The organism is Pseudomonas sp. B2021, from assembly GCF_018135665.1.
Taxonomy (GTDB): domain Bacteria; phylum Pseudomonadota; class Gammaproteobacteria; order Pseudomonadales; family Pseudomonadaceae; genus Aquipseudomonas; species Aquipseudomonas lactis.
The window spans coordinates 1,340,253-1,358,956 of the sequence record NZ_SMOF01000001.1 but is presented as its reverse complement, the minus strand read 5'-3'; the positions used below and the strand labels follow the sequence as shown (position 1 = coordinate 1,358,956).

At 61.8% G+C, this 18,704-nt stretch carries 17 protein-coding genes; 7 read left to right on the top strand and 10 right to left on the bottom strand.

The genetic code is table 11. From position 1 onward, the window contains the following. Window positions 1–91 precede the first annotated feature (91 nt). Window positions 92–964 (bottom strand): LysR family transcriptional regulator, encoded by an 873-nt coding sequence (locus tag E1K68_RS06060; protein WP_034134807.1) that lies wholly within the window; start codon window positions 962–964, stop codon window positions 92–94. Between the two features lie 104 nt (window positions 965–1,068). Here E1K68_RS06060 and E1K68_RS06055 point away from each other — a divergent pair, with 104 nt between their 5' ends. Further along, entirely contained in the window at window positions 1,069–2,580 is a 1,512-nt protein-coding gene (locus tag E1K68_RS06055; protein ID WP_212613871.1) for an MFS transporter, read from the top strand. A 56-nt stretch (window positions 2,581–2,636) separates the two neighbouring features. Here the strand turns inward: E1K68_RS06055 and E1K68_RS06050 are convergent, their stop codons facing one another. Continuing rightward, the gene (locus E1K68_RS06050) at window positions 2,637–3,047 is read right to left on the bottom strand and encodes an HPF/RaiA family ribosome-associated protein (protein ID WP_003188815.1); all 411 of its coding nucleotides are present in this window, start codon (window positions 3,045–3,047) and stop codon (window positions 2,637–2,639) included. Between the two features lie 213 nt (window positions 3,048–3,260). After that, window positions 3,261–4,208, bottom strand: coding sequence for a LysR substrate-binding domain-containing protein (locus tag E1K68_RS06045; RefSeq protein WP_032893426.1), 948 nt, complete (start codon window positions 4,206–4,208; stop codon window positions 3,261–3,263). Between the two features lie 137 nt (window positions 4,209–4,345). Here E1K68_RS06045 and E1K68_RS06040 point away from each other — a divergent pair, with 137 nt between their 5' ends. From E1K68_RS06040 to E1K68_RS06030, 3 genes are all read left to right on the top strand, one after another. Beyond that, a complete protein-coding gene (locus E1K68_RS06040) occupies window positions 4,346–5,722 on the top strand; it encodes an L-serine ammonia-lyase (protein WP_034134805.1) in 1,377 nt (458 codons plus the stop codon). Window positions 5,723–5,783: 61 nt separating this feature from the next. Further along, window positions 5,784–7,073: a serine/threonine transporter gene (locus E1K68_RS06035; RefSeq protein ID WP_003188811.1), complete on the top strand. Its 1,290-nt coding sequence runs from the start codon at window positions 5,784–5,786 to the stop codon at window positions 7,071–7,073. 277 nt (window positions 7,074–7,350) lie between these two features. Continuing rightward, entirely contained in the window at window positions 7,351–7,668 is a 318-nt protein-coding gene (locus tag E1K68_RS06030; RefSeq protein WP_032893434.1) for a DUF3509 domain-containing protein, read from the top strand. Here the strand turns inward: E1K68_RS06030 and E1K68_RS06025 are convergent. Then, on the bottom strand, window positions 7,665–8,153 hold the full coding sequence (locus E1K68_RS06025) for a phosphate-starvation-inducible PsiE family protein (protein WP_003188808.1): 489 nt from the start codon (window positions 8,151–8,153) through the stop codon (window positions 7,665–7,667). The genes E1K68_RS06030 and E1K68_RS06025 overlap by 4 nt on opposite strands. 411 nt (window positions 8,154–8,564) lie before the next feature. On the opposite strand from E1K68_RS06025, the gene E1K68_RS06020 reads away from it, so the two are divergent. After that, window positions 8,565–8,825, top strand: a complete 261-nt coding sequence (locus E1K68_RS06020) for a YebG family protein (protein WP_003188807.1) — start codon at window positions 8,565–8,567, stop codon at window positions 8,823–8,825. Window positions 8,826–8,880: 55 nt separating this feature from the next. Here E1K68_RS06020 and E1K68_RS06015 read toward each other — a convergent pair whose 3' ends face one another. Then, window positions 8,881–9,900: a Glu/Leu/Phe/Val dehydrogenase dimerization domain-containing protein gene (locus E1K68_RS06015; RefSeq protein WP_034128675.1), complete on the bottom strand. Its 1,020-nt coding sequence runs from the start codon at window positions 9,898–9,900 to the stop codon at window positions 8,881–8,883. A gap of 187 nt (window positions 9,901–10,087) precedes the next feature. Between E1K68_RS06015 and E1K68_RS06010 the strand changes: the two genes are divergently transcribed. Further along, window positions 10,088–10,891 carry a transglutaminase family protein gene (locus E1K68_RS06010; protein WP_003188805.1) on the top strand — a complete coding sequence of 268 codons (804 nt, stop codon included), beginning with the start codon at window positions 10,088–10,090 and terminating at the stop codon, window positions 10,889–10,891. A 108-nt stretch (window positions 10,892–10,999) separates the two neighbouring features. On the opposite strand, the gene E1K68_RS06005 is transcribed toward E1K68_RS06010, so the two are convergent. The 4 genes from E1K68_RS06005 to hmgA all read right to left on the bottom strand — a co-directional run bounded on the left by E1K68_RS06005 (window position 11,000) and on the right by hmgA (window position 15,721). Next, on the bottom strand, window positions 11,000–12,352 hold the full coding sequence (locus tag E1K68_RS06005) for an aromatic acid/H+ symport family MFS transporter (protein ID WP_212613870.1): 1,353 nt from the start codon (window positions 12,350–12,352) through the stop codon (window positions 11,000–11,002). A 147-nt stretch (window positions 12,353–12,499) separates the two neighbouring features. Continuing rightward, window positions 12,500–13,135: a maleylacetoacetate isomerase gene (maiA, locus tag E1K68_RS06000; protein ID WP_003188801.1), complete on the bottom strand. Its 636-nt coding sequence runs from the start codon at window positions 13,133–13,135 to the stop codon at window positions 12,500–12,502. A gap of 12 nt (window positions 13,136–13,147) precedes the next feature. Beyond that, window positions 13,148–14,434 carry a fumarylacetoacetase gene (fahA, locus tag E1K68_RS05995; protein ID WP_034134803.1) on the bottom strand — a complete coding sequence of 429 codons (1,287 nt, stop codon included), beginning with the start codon at window positions 14,432–14,434 and terminating at the stop codon, window positions 13,148–13,150. A 3-nt stretch (window positions 14,435–14,437) separates the two neighbouring features. Continuing rightward, window positions 14,438–15,721, bottom strand: coding sequence for a homogentisate 1,2-dioxygenase (gene hmgA / locus E1K68_RS05990; protein ID WP_003188797.1), 1,284 nt, complete (start codon window positions 15,719–15,721; stop codon window positions 14,438–14,440). Window positions 15,722–15,841: 120 nt separating this feature from the next. Between hmgA and E1K68_RS05985 the strand changes: the two genes are divergently transcribed. Further along, window positions 15,842–16,621 (top strand): IclR family transcriptional regulator, encoded by a 780-nt coding sequence (locus E1K68_RS05985; RefSeq protein ID WP_003188795.1) that lies wholly within the window; start codon window positions 15,842–15,844, stop codon window positions 16,619–16,621. Window position 16,622: 1 nt separating this feature from the next. Here E1K68_RS05985 and dacB read toward each other — a convergent pair whose 3' ends face one another. Then, window positions 16,623–18,080, bottom strand: a complete 1,458-nt coding sequence (gene dacB, locus E1K68_RS05980; RefSeq protein WP_212613869.1) for a D-alanyl-D-alanine carboxypeptidase/D-alanyl-D-alanine-endopeptidase — start codon at window positions 18,078–18,080, stop codon at window positions 16,623–16,625. Window positions 18,081–18,704 lie beyond the last annotated feature (624 nt).

Genomic DNA, 18,704 nt, shown 5'->3' with positions numbered 1-18,704 from the left:
GGCGCCGCGTTCATTCAGCAAACACGCGTTATCGTTGACGTTTTTCGCGAGCAAGCTCGCTCCTACAGATGATTTTCAGTGTGTTCAGGATCTAACTGCCCGCCAGGCAACTGGGGGTGGCGGCCACCAACGCGTCAATGGCACACCGCGTCTTGGCCGGCATATGCGCCGCCGTCGGCCAGATCACATGGATCGGTGCAGGTTGCTCACGATAGCTGGGCAGCACGGCCTGCAACTGCCCGCGCAGTGCGTAATGGGCAATCAACCAACTCGGCAACCAGGCCAGGCCCACGCCCGCGATGGCGGCATCGGCTACGGCCTGGAGGTCGTCCAGGATCAGGGGAGAGACCAGGCGCGAGCGCTGCGCGGTGTTGCTGCGGTAGGCGATACCACGATGAGCGGCCAGGTCTTCGATACTTTCAATGGCGCCCTTGCGCTGCAAATACGCCGGTGACGCCGCCAGCCCCATGACCTGCTGCCCCAGGCGCCTTGCACTCAGGCGGTCGGTGTCGGGCAACGGGCCGATGCGCACAGCGATATCGAAGCCTTCCTGCACCAAGTCGATCATGCGGTCGGAAAAACAAAGGTCGATTTCCAGTTCCGGATAGCTGTCCATCAGGGCCCACAACGCTGGCGCGGCATAGTGATGACCAAACGCCAGGGGTACGCTCACTCGCAAACGCCCGCGGGGTTGCTGACGGCCGCTTTCCAGCACCGACTCGGCCGCCTCCAACTCTGCCAATGCGCGCAGGCAATGCTCGTAGTACGCCTGCCCGTCCTCGGTCAACCGCTGGCGCCGGGTGGAACGCTGTAACAGGCACGTGCCCAAGCGCGCTTCCAGGCGCGCCAGGCCCTTGCCTACCGCCGAGCGGGTGAGGTTCAGGCGTTCGGCGGCTTCGGTGAGGTTGCCGCTTTCGACAACCTGCAGAAAGAGTTCAACACCATCAAAACGAGGAGTAGCCATGCTTAATTGTCGCCCTTTGTTCCCTTATCGATGGAAAAGTTGTCGCCAATAAAGAACCTTGTTCCCGAGAGAATAGCCCCTCCCGCTCTCGAAAGGAATGTCGTATGCCCCGCGCCGCCGCACTCTCAGCCCTCACGCCCCCGCGTACCGCCAGGAACGGCCTGGCCCTCACAGCCGTCTGCCTGGTGGCCCTGATGTTCGGCCTGGAAATCTCCAGCGTGCCGGTCATCCTGCCCACGCTCGAACAACAACTGGGCACGGGCTTTCAAGACGCCCAATGGATCATGAATGCCTACACCCTGGCCTGTACCAGCGTACTCATGGCGGCGGGCACCTTGGCGGATCGCTTTGGTCGTCGGCGCGTATTGGTGGTGTGCCTATGGCTGTTCGGGCTAGCTTCATTGGCCTGTGGGCTGGCCGACAGCGCCGCCACGCTGATCATGGCGCGGTTTGTTCAAGGTATCGGCGCCGGAGCAATGATGATTTGCCAGTTCGCGATCTTGTCCCACCAATTCCGCGAACCCGCGACGCGTGCGCGGGCCTTCGCGATATGGGGCGTGATCGCTGGCGTGGGTCTGGGTTTCGGGCCGATGGTGGGGGCCTTGATCCTGGCCGTGGCGGACTGGCGCTGGGTGTTCCTAGTGCACGTACCGCTGACCCTGTTCACCTTGGCGTTGTTGCACATCAGCGTGCAGGAATCCCGCGACCCGGCCAGCCATCGCCTCGACATCGCCGGCATGCTGACCATGACACTCACGGTGTTTGCGCTGGTCTATTTCATCACCCAGGGCAGCGAAATCGGCTTTGGTACCCCGGCGATGCTCGGCTGGGCCGGCCTGTCGGTCTTCGGGCTGCTGCTGTTTATCTGGATTGAGCGGCGCAGTGCCCACCCAATGTTCGACTTCTCGGTGTTCCGCATCCAACGCTTCAATGGCGCGTTGATGGGCTCGATCGGCATGAACTTCAGCTTCTGGCCGTTCATGATTTACCTGCCGTTGTACTTCCAAGCGGGCCTGGGTTACGACACCGTGACCACCGGCGCCGCATTGCTCGCGTACACCTTGCCCACTTTGCTGGTGCCGCCGCTGGCCGAACGCCTGGCCCTGCGTTTTGGCGCCGAACGCATCATTCCCCTGGGCCTGGGGACAATGGGCGCAGGGTTCATGGGGATGGCCGCCGTTAATTACGCCCAACAACCCAGCACGGCGCTGGTGCTGCTCAGTTGCGTGATCGCCGGTATCGGGCTGGCGCTGACCAATTCGCCGACCACCAACACCACCACCGGCTCAGTCTCGGCTGACCGCGCGGGCATGGCCTCGGGCATCGACTTCAGCGCACGGCTGATCACCCTCGCGCTCAATATCGCGCTGATGGGCCTTGTGCTGTTGTTGGGGATCAGCCACAACCTGGCCCACGTGCTGCCTCACAGCACGGCACTGGAGTGGGCAAACCTCAGCCAGCATATTGCCGCCGGCAAGTTGGATGCGCCGGGGCTGACCATTCAGGATGCGCAAACAGCGCTGCGCAGCGGCGCCGGCTGGGCCATGCTGTTTGCGGGGTTGGGCGCCTGCGGGCTGGCGATGCTGAGCCGGTATTTCTTCCGGCGCGAGCGCTGAACGAAAAACGGGCCTGCATGTGCAGGCCCGTTTTCAGTGGGGGAATGAAAAAACAATCAGCCGTTAATGGCAGCGTTCTCGTTTTCCAGGAATTCCTCTTCCAACGCGTCTTCATTCACTTTGTTGATTGGCTGGTTTTTACCGGCAGCGCGCGGCTTGCCTTGCAGTTTGCCAAACAGATGTTCCAGTGCGTGGTCGAGCTTGACTGCGGCGCCATCGATCGCCTGTTCCAGGGTATCGGCTTTATGGCACACGGAAACTGGTTGATGGCCCTTTGGCCGTGCTTCCAGACGGCAACTCAGGTCGTGGGGACCGGGCTTGTCACCGTTCTCGTCCCGCAGGTAGACCTCCACACGGGTCAGGTCTTCTTCGTAGCGTTCGAGCGTGCTCTCAATGGTAGTACGTACCCACTCCTCCAGTCGGATGCTGCTTTCAATATGGTTATCGCTATTGACTTGGATTTGCATAGTTCTTCCCTTATTTCAGCTAGCTCGCCAGAGGTCACAAACTGCAACACCGGGGTGGTGAAACCATGACCTCTTGATTACACAATTGAGCACCTGCTGAAACAATTCAAGTCCTTTGCAAAGATAAATCCTACATTACAAATTAACCCTGACGACGAGCAAAAACGCTGTTAGGGTGGGGAGTTAGTTACATCTTCTTACGCCCTGCGAAACTCACAATTGCCCCTCTCCCAACGGGTGCAATCCGCGAAAAATCCCTGCTTCCTCCACCAGCCAATCATGCACCGCACGCACGCCCGGATGGTTCAACGCGCCCGGCGCATACAGCAGCACGTAGCGTTTATGGTTGGGCACCGCCAGGCCGAACGGCACGATCAAGGTGCCGCGCTCCAGTTCATCGTTCAGCAAGGTGCGCCGGGCAATCGCCACGCCCATGCCGGCGATGGCGGCTTCGATGGTCAGGTGGTTGCGGTTGAAGGTGTGCCCGCGCCGTACGTCGGCACCGTGATAGCCGATGGCATTGAGGTAAAACTCCCACTCGGCATATTCATAACTCCCACGCCAGGCGGTGATGTCGTGCAGCAGCGGGAAATGCGCCAGGTCCGCCGGGCCATGCAAAGGCGGGCGGCCACGCAACAGGCTGGGGGCGCACACCGGGAATATCTGTTCATCCAACAGGGCTGTGGATAACAACCCTGGGTAGCTGCCGTCGTTGAGGTCGATGGCCAAGTCGAAGTCGCCTTCATGCAGGGCGATGCTGCTGTCTTCGGCGACCATGCGCAGTTGAATATCCGGAAAACGCTGCTGAAAGCGCGGTAGACGCGGGGTCAGCCACTTGCCAAGAAACGAGGGGATCGAACGCAGGCGCAAGGTGCCGCTGATCATCCCGGCGTCCAGGCGCTGCAATTCGGCATCAATGCTGCCGTAGGCCTCACCCACCACGGCCGCCAGGCGCTGCCCCTCGGCGCTGAGTTCTACCCCCCGCGCGCGCCGATGAAACAGCCGAAAGCCCAGGCGCTCCTCCAGTTGGCGAATTTGCTGGCTCACCGCTCCCGGCGTGATGTGCAGTTCTTCGGCGCAGCGGGTGAACGACAGATGCCGTGCGGCGCAGGAAAACACATGCAACCAGACATAGGTCTGGCCGTGGAGGGGGCGAGTCATAGCGTTTAGTCCTGCTAAAGGGTGTCTTAGGATAATTCGTTGGTCAGTGCCGAGCCATAGGCTCAGTATCGCGCCAATTCCGCCTGCTCTACAAAACATGGCAGCGATTTCTACTCCATTGCTTGTAAGGCTTTAGCATGGCTATCAGTGTTTTCGATCTATTCAAGGTGGGCATCGGCCCTTCCAGCTCCCATACTGTCGGCCCGATGCGCGCTGCCGCGACGTTCGCCCAAGCCCTGACCGACCAGCATGTGCTCAGCCAAACCCGTCGCGTCGAAGTACGCCTGTATGGCTCGCTGTCCGCTACCGGCGTCGGCCATGCCACCGACCGCGCCTGTGTCATGGGCCTGATGGGCGAATGGCCAGACCGCGTCGACCCCACCTCGATCAATGCGCGTATCCAGCAATTGCGCGAGTCCGGCCAATTGATGTTGGCAGGCTCCCAGGCAATCGCTTTCAACTGGCACACCGATCTGTTGCTGCTGGACGAAAGCCTGCCCTATCACCCCAACGCCATGTCCCTGCACGCCTATGGCGACAGCGGGCTGCTGAGCGAACAAACCTATTACTCGGTGGGCGGTGGTTTCATCATCGAAGCCGCCGAAGCCGCATCAGGCGTTGCGCCCAGCAGCGATGTGCAATTGCCCTATGACTTTTCCAGCGCTGTAGAACTGCTGGCCTTGTGCAACAAGCACGGCCTGCGGGTATCCGAGCTGATGATGGCCAATGAGCGGGCGTGGCGCAGCGACGAAGAGATCCGCAGCGGCCTGCTGCATATCTGGTCGGTGATGCGCGAATGCGTGGAACAGGGCCTGCGCGATGAAGGCATCCTGCCCGGCGGCCTGGATGTGCCGCGTCGCGCCGCGAAATTGCACCGCAGCCTGTTGGAAATCGGCAAGCCCAACGTGATCACCTCGACCTTGTCGGCGATGGAATGGGTCAACCTGTTCGCCCTCGCCGTCAACGAAGAAAACGCCGCCGGCGGGCGCATGGTCACCGCGCCGACCAATGGCGCGGCCGGTATCATCCCCGCCGTGCTGCACTACTACATGAAGTTCAACGCCGACGCGTCTGACGACGACGTGGTCAATTTCTTCCTGGCCGCCGCCGCCGTCGGCATCCTCTGCAAGAAAAACGCCTCCATTTCCGGCGCCGAAGTCGGCTGCCAGGGCGAAGTGGGTTCGGCCTGCGCCATGGCTGCTGCCGGCCTGGCCGATATCCTCGGTGCCACCCCGGAGCAATTGGAAAACGCCGCCGAAATCGGCCTGGAACACAACCTCGGCCTGACCTGCGACCCGGTCGGTGGCCTGGTGCAGGTGCCGTGCATCGAGCGCAATGCCATTGCGGCGGTCAAGGCGATCAACGCCACGCAGATGGCCCTGCGCGGCGACGGCAAACACTTCATCTCCCTCGACCGGGTCATCCGCACCATGCGCGATACCGGCGCCGATATGCATGACAAATACAAAGAAACTTCACGGGGCGGCCTGGCGGTCAGCTGGGTGGAGTGCTGATCGGAGCACTGCTACCCGCCCCAACGTGAGCCCGCGCAAAAATAATAACGAGGCAATACCGATGACTGATGTACGTACACCTGCTGCCGAAAATCCCGATGTCAGAGAAAGCACAGTAACCACCGGCTGGACCAAACACGACACCACCTGGATGCTCGGCCTCTACGGCACCGCCATCGGCGCGGGCACCCTGTTCCTGCCGATCAACGCCGGTGTCGGCGGTTTCTGGCCGCTGATCGTGCTGGCGCTGCTGGCGTTTCCGATGACCTTCTTCGCCCACCGTGGGTTGACGCGCTTCGTGCTGTCGGGCAAATCCGGCGACATCACCGAAGTGGTCGAGGAACACTTTGGTGTCGGCGCCGGCAAGCTGATCACCCTGCTGTATTTCTTTGCGATCTTCCCGATTCTGCTGGTGTACAGCGTGGCGCTGACCAACACCCTGGGCAGTTTCATGGAGCACCAATTGCACATGGCGCCGCCACCCCGGGCGATTCTGTCGCTGGTGCTGATCCTCGGCCTGATGGCCATCGTGCGTTGCGGCCAGGGCGTAATCGTCAAGGCCATGAGCGTGCTGGTGTACCCCTTCGTGGCCGCCTTGCTGCTGCTGGCATTCAGCCTGATTCCCAACTGGAATGGCGCGTTCTTCGCCTCCGCCAGCGAAGGCATGCCGTTGCCGCTGTTCTTCAAGACATTGTGGCTGGCCATCCCGGTGATGGTGTTCTCGTTCAACCATTCGCCGATCATCTCCGCCTTTGCCGTGGACCAGAAGCGCGTCTACGGCGCCCAGGCCGAGCGCAAAAGCAGCGGCATCCTGGCCACCGCCCACGGCATGATGGTGCTGACGGTGATGTTCTTCTGCTTCAGCTGCGTGCTGGCGCTGTCACCGGCTGACCTGGCCGCGGCCAAGGCGCAGAACATCTCGATCCTGTCGTACCTGGCCAACCACTTCCAGACGCCGGTGATTGCCTACGCCGCGCCGTTGATCGCGCTGGTGGCGATCACCAAATCCTTCCTGGGCCACTACATCGGCGCCAGCGAAGGCTTCCAGGGCCTGATCGTCAAATCCCTGCGTGGGCGCAACCGTTCGATGTCGGCGAAATGGCTGGAACGCTGCACCGCGTTGTTCATGGTACTGACCTGCTGGGCCGTGGCCACCTTCAACCCGAGCATCCTGGGCATGATCGAAACCATGGGCGGGCCGATCATCGCGTGCCTGCTGTTCCTGATGCCAATGTACGCCATCCGCCGAGTGCCATCTTTGCGCCAGTATTCAGGCCAGGCATCGAATGTGTTTGTGGTGGTCATCGGGCTGATTGCGCTGTCTGCGATCGTTTTTTCCGTGATGCCCTGAATTAGCTCACTGATCTCCAAAAGCAGCACAAAAAATGTGGGAGCGGGCTTGCTCGCGAATGCGGTCCTTCAGCCAAGTATTTGTTGGCTGATACACCGTATTCGCGAGCAAGCCCGCTCCCACATTTGGATTTCTGTGCCGGGTAAATCGCTGTACGGCACGGCCCTTGCTGTAGAACTTTCGAGGAAAACGGAATTTGGCCAGTGGTCAGGCAATGCGAACTAATCCCGACACCGGCCGTCAATGACTGCATGTTCTTATCAGGCGGTAACGCACCATGGACAATCCTTTTCAGATCATCACCGACACGTTCAGCCCCCAATACCGCGTCAACCTGAGCATCCAACGGCTGGACGGCAGCATCATGCTCACCCTCTCGAACGAGACCGGCGTAGTGGCAAAGCGCATGATCAGCGCCGAACAGCGCAACGACCCGCAACGCCTCAAACGCCTGGTGCAAAGCATCCAGTTCGGCATCGCCATCGAACAGGGCCACAGCGCCGTGCAAATCCTGGAGCTGATGACGGACGGCGACAGCCACAAACTCCTGCAGCGCCCGCCCGCCCGTACCCTGCCCTTCAGCGTGGGGCTTTAAAGCTCGCCCTTCTCTGTCTCCAGGCTCGCCTCGCCCTTGCGACGCGGGCTTTCGACCTTCACCGAAGGGAAGGCCGACGACGCGTAGCGCACTACCAGGATCGCGAATGCCAACAGCAAAATGCCGCCGCACAGGTAGATGATGCCCACGTCCGGCGGGTTGTGGTGCGACACGTTGGAGATCAGCAAACGCGTGAGCGCAGTGATCGCCACGTAGATCAGGAAGCGCACCGGCATGTGGTTGGTCTTGAAGTAAATCCCGACCATGGCACCCAATTCCAGGTAGATGAACAGCAGCAAGATGTCATCGATCTTGATGTGCCCGTTCTCCAGCATCCCCAGGAATTCCATCACCGCCGCCCAGGCGGTCACCGCACCAATGGCGAACAGCGCCAGGTAATGGAACGACTCGACAAACAGATTACCCAGCGACTCGGCCAGCCCATGTACTTGCTGACGCAGCCTTTCGGCCCAGTTGATTTTCACGATGATGCTTCCTTAGGTCGGCTCGACCGGATAATGCGGGGTGGACGTGACGGTTGTTCTGCATGCAGAAAAAAGGCCAGGGCTGGAGAATAAGATGGTGGCCGTATGATACGAGGCACTTAATTCCCCCCGATCGTTCCCACGCTCCGCGTGGGAACGCCGCCTGGGACGCTCCGCGTCCCTCAGACCTGCTCGTGGGTGACGCGGAGCGTCACGGGATGCATTCCCCCGCAGAGCGTGGGAACGATCGAGAACCTCAGCGTGCTGTGCGAAATTTCCGGTTCAGCCCCCAATTTCCCAACTACATTAAAAACCTACTATCCAAACCCCGACGTTTGGCTTATCCTTTTAGCTGTATATAAATACAGTAGTCGCAAAAGACAACTATCGTGAAGGCATGTGAGGTGGTGAATGGCCGTCGAAGTGGTATACCGCAGCAGCCGAGATCTGGAGCGTTTGTTCATGGATAAAGCCGAAGCTGACCGTCATGACAAGATGCTTGAACTCGCTGAGTTGCTGGCAGAGGTGTTGCAAAAAGCCGTGCCGTCGTTGAGCGAGCAGCAGGTGGAAGAAGCCGGGATCTACATGGCGAAGAACCGCGATGTGTTTGCCAAGGCGTTCAAGAGCCAACCGGACGCATTGTCCGAGTTGCTGAACCCGGCGGCGGAGTAAAGCCCGAATTGAACAGGCCCTGAATCATGGATTCAGGGCCTTTTTAATGCCTGGCCTATTTGTACAGCAGGCGTTCGGCTAGCTCATCGGCCACCCGTGCGGGGGAGCGTTTTTCGGCTTGGGCGTGGGCGAAGATTTCGGTCAGGCGGCTGCCGATGTTCGACAGGTGCGCGGTGATGCCGGGCAGGTCGGTGCCGGCGTGTTTGAGGGCGACGTAGATCAGCCCGCCAGAGTTGATCACATAGTCCGGTGCGTAGAGGATGCCGCGGCCTTCCAATTGGTCGGCGATGTCCAGGTTGGTCAGTTGTGCGCTGGCCGAACCCGCCACGGCGGCGCAACGCAACTGGCCGACACTGTTACGGTTGAATACGGCGCCGACGCCGCACGGTGCGAGGATGTCGCAGGGCGTGCTGAGCAAGGCGTCGTTGGCAATCGGGTGGGCGCCCAGTTGCTCCATGGCCAGTTGCACCTTGCCGTGGTCGATGTCGCTGACCAGCAGTTCGGCACCGGCGGCATGCAGTTGTTCGGCCAGGGCGTAACCGACATTGCCCAGGCCCTGGACCGCGACGCGCAGGCCCTCGAGGTTGTCGCTGCCCAAGCGCGCCATGGCGGTGGTGCGGATACCGGCGAACACTCCCATGGCGGCATGGGGCGCAGGGTCGCCGGCGGCGGTGGTGCTGGTGACAAAGCGGGTGTTCTGGGCGATGCAGTCCATGTCGGCGACCGAGGTGCCGCTGTCGATCGAGGTGATGAAGCGGCCGTCGAGTTTTTCCACACAACGGCCAAACGCCTCGAACAGCGCCGCACGGCTTTCCACGTGTACGGGGCGGATGATCACCGCCGTGCCGCCGCCCACCGGCAGCCCGGCCAGTGCGGCTTTGTAGCTCATGCCTTGCGCCAGGCGCGCAGCATCGGCCACGGCGGTTTCATCATTAGGGTAGGCCAGGTAACGACAGCCACCCAACGCTGGGCCCAGGCGACTGTTGTGGATGGCGATGATCGCCTTCAAGCCGGTCACCGGATCAACGCTCAGGTGCAGCGATTCAAGGCGGGTGCTGTGCATGAGCGCAAACATCAATGAGCTCCCGAATCACTTCTGGTAGTGGGCCAAGTATAGGCTTGCGGCAGAAAACTGCTGGATTGCGCTGGAATAAGCCGCGCGTTTTCGTGGGATCTACGACATAAGCGCGTGGGATATCTCTCAAGATGCTGGACGAAAATTCGCAGCAAGGCTAAAACGGGGGCATACGCCGGAGAACTCGATGAACCCCCGCACAGCTTTTTTCGCCTGCCTGGACCGTTCACCCCCCGCGCTGTTCGAAGCCGCGCTGTGGATTGCTGCCGAGCATGACACCAGCGTGCAACCTGCGTTGATCCTGCAGGACCTTGGTGCACTGCAACAACAGGTCAGCCTGGGCATGCCCCTGCTACCGGCGGATGAACTCGGCCAGCCGCTGCTGCGACGCATGAATGACCTGGGGTTTGCCCAGGATGACCATACGCCGTTGCGCCCCGCCGCCGCGCTGTTGGACAAGGTGCTGCAACGCAAACGCGGGCAACCCTTGGCCATGGGCCTGATCGCGTTGGAGATGGCACGGCGCCTGGATATCCCCATGGTCGGCGTGAACTTCCCCGGGCACTTCCTGCTGCGGGTACCGGGTGCCGATCACCTGCTGGACCCTTGCGGCGGCCGGCGCCTGTACCCTAATGACTGTCGCGAGTTGCTGGCGCGCCAATACGGGGAGAAGCTGAAATTGCAGGCCGACCACCTGCTGACCGCCGAGCCACGGGCGATCCTGCAACGGCTGTCGCGCAACCTGCGCCAACTCTACCTTGCCAACGACGAACCGTTGGCGGCCCTGGTGGACGCCGAGCGCGTACTGGAACTGGGCAACGCCAGCGCCTCCGACTACCTGGCGCGCGCCAGCCTGTATCAACGCCTGGACTGCCCGAGCGCCGAACGCTTTGACCTGGAACACGCGTTGATGCTCAGCGACGACCCGATCCAGCGTCTGCGCCTGACCGAGCGGCTGGGGCACCTGCCGCCCAACTCAGTAATGCACTGACCCAACTCCCAACTGTAGGAGCGAGCTTGCTCGCGAAGAACGCAAGGGCACCGCGTTAAACCAGGATGCCCGCGTTATCGTTGACGTGCTTCGCGAGCAAGCTCGCTCCTACAGTGAGGGTTTGAGAACGTCGCTATGCAGCGTGTTAGCTCCCGGCGCCCGCACTTGAATAATCAACAACGCCGCAATCACCGCCGGAATCGCGCAGAAGAAGAAAATCTGCTCGACCGGGATATGCATCGCCAGCAACAAGCTGCCAAACAGCGGCCCCAGAATCGACCCGAACCGCCCCACCCCCAACGCCCAGCCCGTGCCGGTGGCGCGCACGTGCGCCGGGTAGAAGTTGCTCGCGAAGGCATTGAGGGTCAGTTGCCCGCCGATGATGCAGAACCCTGCGGCAAACACGCAGGCCACCAGGTAGCGTGGGTTGTCGTGGTTCAAGCCCAGCAGGATGGTGCACAACGCTGCCGCCGCCAGCACGCCGGACAGCAGCCGCACTTTGCTCTTCAAGCGGTCGGCAAACCAGGCCATGAGGATCGCGCCCAAGGTGCCAGCGAACAGGAACATGGAGGTGACCAGGTTGGCTGCGTTCAACGCCAGGCCGCTTTCGAGCAATAGCGACGGCAACCAACTGATCATGAAATACAGCAGGATCAGGCTGACAAAAAAGGTCGCCCAGATCAGCAATGTCGGGCGTGCATAGCCGTTGCGAAACAGCTCCACCACGGTCAGCTTGCTGCCCTGCTCCTGGCGGTTCTCGGCTTCGCTGGCGGACGGTGGCTGCCAGTCGGGCAGCATCCGCGCCGTGACCTTGTGTAAGCGCAGGTACGGCGGTGCATCGCGCAGCAAACGCGGCAGGGATTCGGGCAACAGCCATACCAAAAACGGGAACAACAGCAACGGCGTCACACCGCCCGCCAGGAACACCGCCTGCCAGCCAAAACTGTCGATAAACCCGGCCGCCACAAAGCCACCCGCCGCGCCGCCGAACGAAAAGCCACAGGCGGCCAGCGTCACCATCAAGGTGCGCAGGCGTGGTGGCGAATACTCCGACATCAACGCCATGGCACTGGGCATCGCACCGCCCATGCCGATCCCGCAGATAAACCGCGCCGCCATCAACGTGGTCAGGGAATTGGCGAACACCATCAATACCGTGAGGCTGGCGTAGATCAGCACGCACGCCAGCAGAATGCGTCGCACACCAAACCGATCCGCCAGCGGCGTCACCAACAGCGAGCCGAGGGTGAGGCCCAGCAGGTTGGCGCTGAACACGGGCCCGAACGCGGATTTTTCCAGGCCCCAATCCTGGGCCAGCGCCGGCACTACATAGCCCAGCACCTGGGCGTCATAGCCATCGGTGACCAGTAGCAGTGCCAGCAGCAGGAGAATCAACCATTGGTAGCGCGACACCGGACGGGCGTCGAGTGCCGCGCGAAAGCTGGCAATCTGATTGTGCATCGCAAGGTACCTGTTTTTTTATGATTGTTCCCACGCTCTGCGTGGGAATACAGCTCTGGACGCTCCGCGTCCGTTTTTAGAGCCGTGACGCAGAGCGCCACATGAGGCGTTCCCACGCTGAGCGTAGGAACGATCATTACAGGGGGTTCAGGGGGTGTCAGGTTGATTGGCGGGGTGTGCCTGCATGAAGGCCGGATGTTGGGCCGCCAATGCCGCCACCCGCCCGATGCGTGGGTATGCCGCCAAGGGCACCTTGAAACGCTCGGCCGCGTACAACTGCGGGATCAGAAACGCATCGGCCAGGCCCGGTTGTTCGCCAAAGCAAAACCCGGTGTCGCCAATCAACTGCTCCACCGCGCCCAGGCCCTGGCTGATCCAATGCCCGATCCACTCCAGCAATTGCGCCTCGTCGTGCCCCCACTTGCGCAGCAAGTTCTGGGTGCTGGAGTTATGCAACGGGTGGATATCACAGGCGATGATCGACGCCACCGCCCGCTCGTGAGCCCTGGCGACCCAATCCTTGGCGAGCAGCGGCGCCTGTGGATAACGCTCTTCCAGGTACTCGATGATCGCCTGTGACTGGATCAACAACGCCCCTTCATCGCTACGCAACGCCGGCACGCGCCCTTGGGGGTTGATCGCCAGGTAGCCAGGTTGGCGGTTGGCGCCGCCGGCCGGCACCAGCAGGTTGACCGGCAGCGCGGTGAAATCCAGGCCTTTGAGGGCCAGGGCAATACGTACTCGATACGACGCGGTGGAACGGTAGTAGGTATAGAGTTCCATGGCCCTGCCCTCTCAGCGCGCCGCGACCACGGTACCGCGGCATTCGCCGAAGCCGATGGAGGTAAAGCCCTCGCGACTGCAACGGGCACGCAAGATGATTTCGTCGCCATCCTCGAGGAATTTACGCACCTCACCGGAAGCCAATTCAATCGGCTTTTTACCACCCTCGGTAATCTCCAGCAGGCTGCCGAACTGCCCCGGCTGCGGGCCAGACAAGGTGCCTGACCCAAACAGGTCACCGGCCTGCAACTGGCAGCCGTTGACGCTGTGGTGCGCCACCATTTGTGCCACGGTCCAGTACATATGCTCGGTGTTGCTCAGGGTCAGGCGATGGGCGGGCAGGTTTTGTTCACGCATCGAAGCCGTGGTGAGCAGCACTTCCAGTTCGATATCAAAGGCGCCCGCGTTCTGATCGCGCTTGTCCAGCAAGTAGGGCAGCGGTTGAGGATCACCCTCTGGACGTGCCGGCTGGGCCTTGCGGAAAGGTTCCAAAGCTTCAGCGGTGACGACCCACGGCGAGATGCTGGTGATAAAGCTTTTCGACAAGAACGGCCCCAGCGGCTGGTACTCCCAGGCCTGGATATCCCGCGCCGACCAGTCGTTGAGCAGGCAGAAACCAGCGATATGCTCGGCGGCATCGCCAATGGCAATCGCATCGCCTATGGCATTGCCCTGACCGATCCAGATGCCCAGCTCCAACTCATAGTCCAGGCGCGCGCATGGGCCAAAGGTCGGCTCGGTCTGGCCGGCCGGAAGGGTCTGGCCTTTAGGGCGTCGCACCTCTGTACCCGAGGGGCGAATGGTCGAGGCACGGCCGTGGTAGCCAATGGGCACGTACTTGTAGTTCGGCAACAGCGGGTTATCGGGGCGGAACAATTTGCCGACGTTTTGCGCGTGCTCGATGCCGACGTAGAAGTCGGTGTAGTCATTGATCTTGGCCGGCAGGTGCATCTGGCAATCAGCGGCACGGTGCAGCACTTGCGCTTCGCGGGTTTGCAGCTTGCTGCCTTCGGCCAGCAGTTCCAGCAGGCGCTCGCGCAGGGCGACGCGGGGGCCACGACCGAGTTCGAAAAAGGCGTTCAGTTGGCCCCCCACCGTAGCTTCGACAGCGCGCCGGGCTTCGCCGGAAAATTCGTCCAGCGCGGCATGCAGGTCGAGAATCGCATCGCCAATCGCCACGCCACTGCGCGGTGCCGAGCCATTGATACTGAACACGCCCAGGGGCAAGTTCTGCAAGGGGAAATCCGCGTGACCATTGGCCGAGGATACCCAGCTGCGGGTCTGCGTTGGTTGAGTCATGGGTTATCTCCGGTTCGGGTTGAAGGTGGCAGGCAGCGCGGCCCAGCACGCGTCATAAGCAGGTTGCAGTTGCGGGCATTCCAGGGCGAACTGGGTCGGGCGCAGCACTTGGCTGGTCTCGAACATGAACGCCATGGTGTTGTCGATCTTGTGCGGCGCCAGGTCGGCGTTGATGGCTTTGGTGCAGGTCTCGCCATCCGGGCCGTGGGCGCTCATGCAACTGTGCAGCGATGCGCCGCCCGGCAGGAAGCCTTCGGCCTTGGCGTCGTAGGCGCCCTGGATCAGGCCCATGTATTCGTTCATCAGATTGCGGTGAAACCACGGCGGACGGAAGGTGTTCTCGGCCACCATCCAGCGTGGCGGGAAAATCACGAAGTCGAGGTTGGCCAGGCCGTGCACGCTGGTAGGCGAGGTCAAGACCGTGAAGATCGACGGGTCCGGGTGATCGAAACTCACGGTGCCGATGGTGTTGAAACGGCGTAGGTCATATTTGTACGGCACGTTATTGCCGTGCCAGGCGACCACGTTGAGCGGTGAGTGGTCCAGCTCGCAGCCCCACAGCTCACCGAGGAATTTCTGCACCAGCGGTGTGGGCTTTTTCAGGTCTTCGTAGTGGGCAACTGGCGTGAGGAAGTCGCGGGGGTTGGCCAGGCCGTTGCTGCCGATAGGGCCAAGGTCCGGCAGACGCAGCGGGGCGCCATGGTTCTCAGCAACGTAACCGCGTGCTTGCGCATCCAGCAGTTCGATACGGAACTTGAGGCCACGGGGCAGCACCACGATCTCCAGCGGCTCGACGTCCAGCACACCCAGCTCGGTGGCGATGCGCAGGCGGCCCTGTTCGGGGACGATCAGCAGTTCGCCGTCGGCATTGAAGAACACGCGCTCCATGGAGCGGTTGGCGCGGTAGTTATAGATGCTGATGCCCGAAGGTTTTTCCGCACCCGCATTGGCAACCATGCCCACCAGGCCGTCGATAAAGTCCGTCGGCTCACTCGGGATGTCCAACGGGTTCCAGCGCAAGCGGTTCGGCGTCACTGCGCCCAACGGGCCACCGGCCAATTGCCGCGCAAGCTTGACGAATGCCGGGTGGTTGGCCGACGGCTGAATGCGGTACAGCCAGGTGCGACGGGCTTCGCTGCGGGCCATGGTGAAGGCGGTGCCGGAAAACAGTTCGGTGTAGAGCCCGTAAGGGGCTTTCTGCGGCGAGTTCTGGCCGACCGGCAGCGCGCCGGGCAAGGCTTCGCTGGCGAATTCGTTGCCGAAGCCCGACAGGTATTCGAGGTTCATGGATCGTCCTCTGAGGGTCAGTTGTATTTATCGTAATCCAGTTACGAATAACGTAATTTGATCACTATCGACCGTCAAGCTATAAAGACGCCCATTCATCTCTCGGATTCTCGCCCTTCCATGGAAAAGCCCCGCGACACCGGTAAACAGAAAGTCCGCTCGGCGGAAGTCGGCACCGATATCCTCAAGGCCCTGGCCGAACTGTCGCCGGCCACCTCGTTGTCACGCCTGGCCGAACATGTGCAGATGCCGGCGAGCAAGGTGCACCGCTATTTGCAGGCCCTGATCGCTTCGGGTTTTGCCGAACAGAACAGCGCCACCAACCATTACGGCCTGGGCCGCGAAGCGTTACGCGTGGGGTTGGCGGCGCTGGGCAGCCTGGATGTATTGAAGGTCGGCGCCCTGCCCCTGGCCGAGCTGCGCGATGAATTGAATGAAACCTGCTTTCTAGCGGTGTGGGGCAACCAGGGCGCGACGGTGGTGCACATTGAGCCGGCGGTGCGTGCCGTCACCGTGGTGACGCAGTTAGGTTCGGTACTACCGCTGCTCAGCTCGTCCACCGGGCTGGTGTTCAGCGCGTACCTGCCGTCACGGGAAACCGTGGAGTTGCGTGAGCGCGAGGTTCTAGCCGGCACCGCCCACACCTTGGCGGACGATCAGGCCTATGCCAACGTGTGCGAGCAAATCCGCAGCCGCGGCCTGCACTTCGTACATGGGCTGCTGATGCCTGGCGTGGATGCATTATCAGCGCCGGTGTTCAATGCGGTCGGGCACGTGGCGGCGGTGATGACCGTGGTCGGCCCGACTTCACTGTTCCATGCCGATGAAGATGGCCCGGCGGCGCAGCGCTTGCTGGCGGCGACCCGGGCCGTGAGTTGGCGCATGGGCTATCAGCCCTGAATCAGTCTTCGCTGTGGGACAGGGCCACGGCGACGCGGTTTTCCACGGCTTTTACCTGCGCGCCAGCGACCACATAGTTGTTGGTCAACATCGCGAACACCAGCTTGCGCCCGTGAGCATCGGTGATGTAACCGCTCAATGACGACACGCCGGCCATGGAGCCGGTCTTGGCATGCAGGTTATTTTCCGCAGCCGTGCCGCGCAGGCGGTAACCCAGGCTGCCGCCGGTCATACGGTCGGCATTGCCGGCAACCGGCAGCGCGTTGTACCAGGCGTCGAACCAGGGTTGTTTGCTGGCCGCCAGCAGCAGGTCGGTGAGGGTTTGCGACGACACCAGGTTACGCCGCGACAGGCCGGAGCCGTCCACTTGGCTCACAGCGCTGGTGTCCAGCCCCTCGCGCTTGAGAAAGTCGGCCACCGCCACGGCGCCCGCCGCCGCCGTGCCGCTGCTGGCCGTCTGGCGGCCCATGGCCTTGAGCACGGCTTCGGACATGGCGTTGTTCGAGAGCTTGAGCAGCGGCACGATCAGCTCCTGCAACGGCGCCGATTGGTGCTCGGCCAGCACCGTCACCCCAGCAGGACTTGCCCCGCCCATCACCCGACGCCCCAGCACCTTGATGCCCTGCTGCGCCAAGGCTTGCTCAAACAGGTTGGCCACCAGTTGCGTCGGCTCCCACACGCTGATCAATTGCTGGCTCTGCCGGCCAGGCGCCACCGCGCCGCTGAGCTGCAGCAGGTTGGTGCCATGGCGACGGTTGATCCCATAGCTGTTACCCGGCCCGCTGACGGCGCGGTTATTCAGTTGCAGGTAGTCGGTGGGCGGGTAGATCTCCACGCCGACCGGCGAGCCGACGTGCAACGGCGCCTTGGCGGTGACCAGCACGCTGCCAGCATCAAAGTCGGTATTGGGCGCCACGGTCAGCGCTGAAATCTGCGCGCCGTAGTAGGTGGTTTCATCATCATGGGACCAGTCGACGCCCAGCCGCTCGGCATCGAACCAAGTGTCGTCGAACACCAGGTCACCCTGCACCTGGCGCACGCCCTGGCTGGCCAATTGCGCGGCGAGCGCCTGATAGTCGGCAAACTGAATACTCGGGTCGCCCAAGCCACGCAGGTACAGGTTGCCAGTCAGCCGGTCGCCCTGGCGTAGGCCATTGCTCAGCAGTTGCGTGGCGAAGCGGTACTGCGGCCCCAATACATCCATGGCTGCCGCCGTGGTCAACAGCTTGAGGTTGGACGCGGGCACCAGCCGGGTGCGTGGGTTGTGCTGATACAGCGTGGTGCCTGTGCGGGCATCACGCACCATCAGCGAGACGGTGGCGCCTTGCAGCGCCGGGTCGCTCAACAGCTTATCCAGGGTTGCCGGGGTGGAGGTTTGGGAGACGCTGGCGCAGCCGCCCAGCACAAAACTCAAGCCGACCAGCAGGGTGCTGGTGTGAAACCATTTTCCAAAGTGCATCAGTAGCGTTTTCCATAAGCCTGCAATGGCGGCAACGCTAACAGCTCGCTATCAATGTGGCGAGGGCACTGAATGCTCTCCGCTTTCCTGTGGGAGCTGGCTTGCCTGCGATGCAGGCAACTCGGTGTATCAGGCAAACCCAGTCGATGCCATCGCAGCATAGTATCTACACAACTTCGGAGGTTGTAACAGCAGACGGTAACCACGATGCGAAGCGAGTCGCTCTTGATCTGCTCTTGATCTTGATCTCAGGCGCCCCGTTAAACCACGCTGGCCGAACGCAGGCTTGAATTCGTGGGTAACCCGGCAGGACGCCGGGTTAGCCGCCCCGCGCCATGGATGGCGCGTGGCGGCGGCCCACGGATTCAAGCCTGTGTTCGGGCACACCGAGCCTAAGCGAGGTGCCGAGTGGTGGGGCAAGAGCCCTTTTGGTTACTTTTGGGGCTCTTTTCCAAAAGTGACCCGCTGTCAGAGCGGACCCCTAAGTGGCCGTTACCACAGCAATGGATATGTACACAATCCAGCTGTGTTGACTGTCAGGCCGTCTTCGCAGCGATGCGGCGACCCGACAAGCCAGCTCCCACATTTGGATCGTGGTGTGTCAGTTAGATCAGCGTCGGCTGT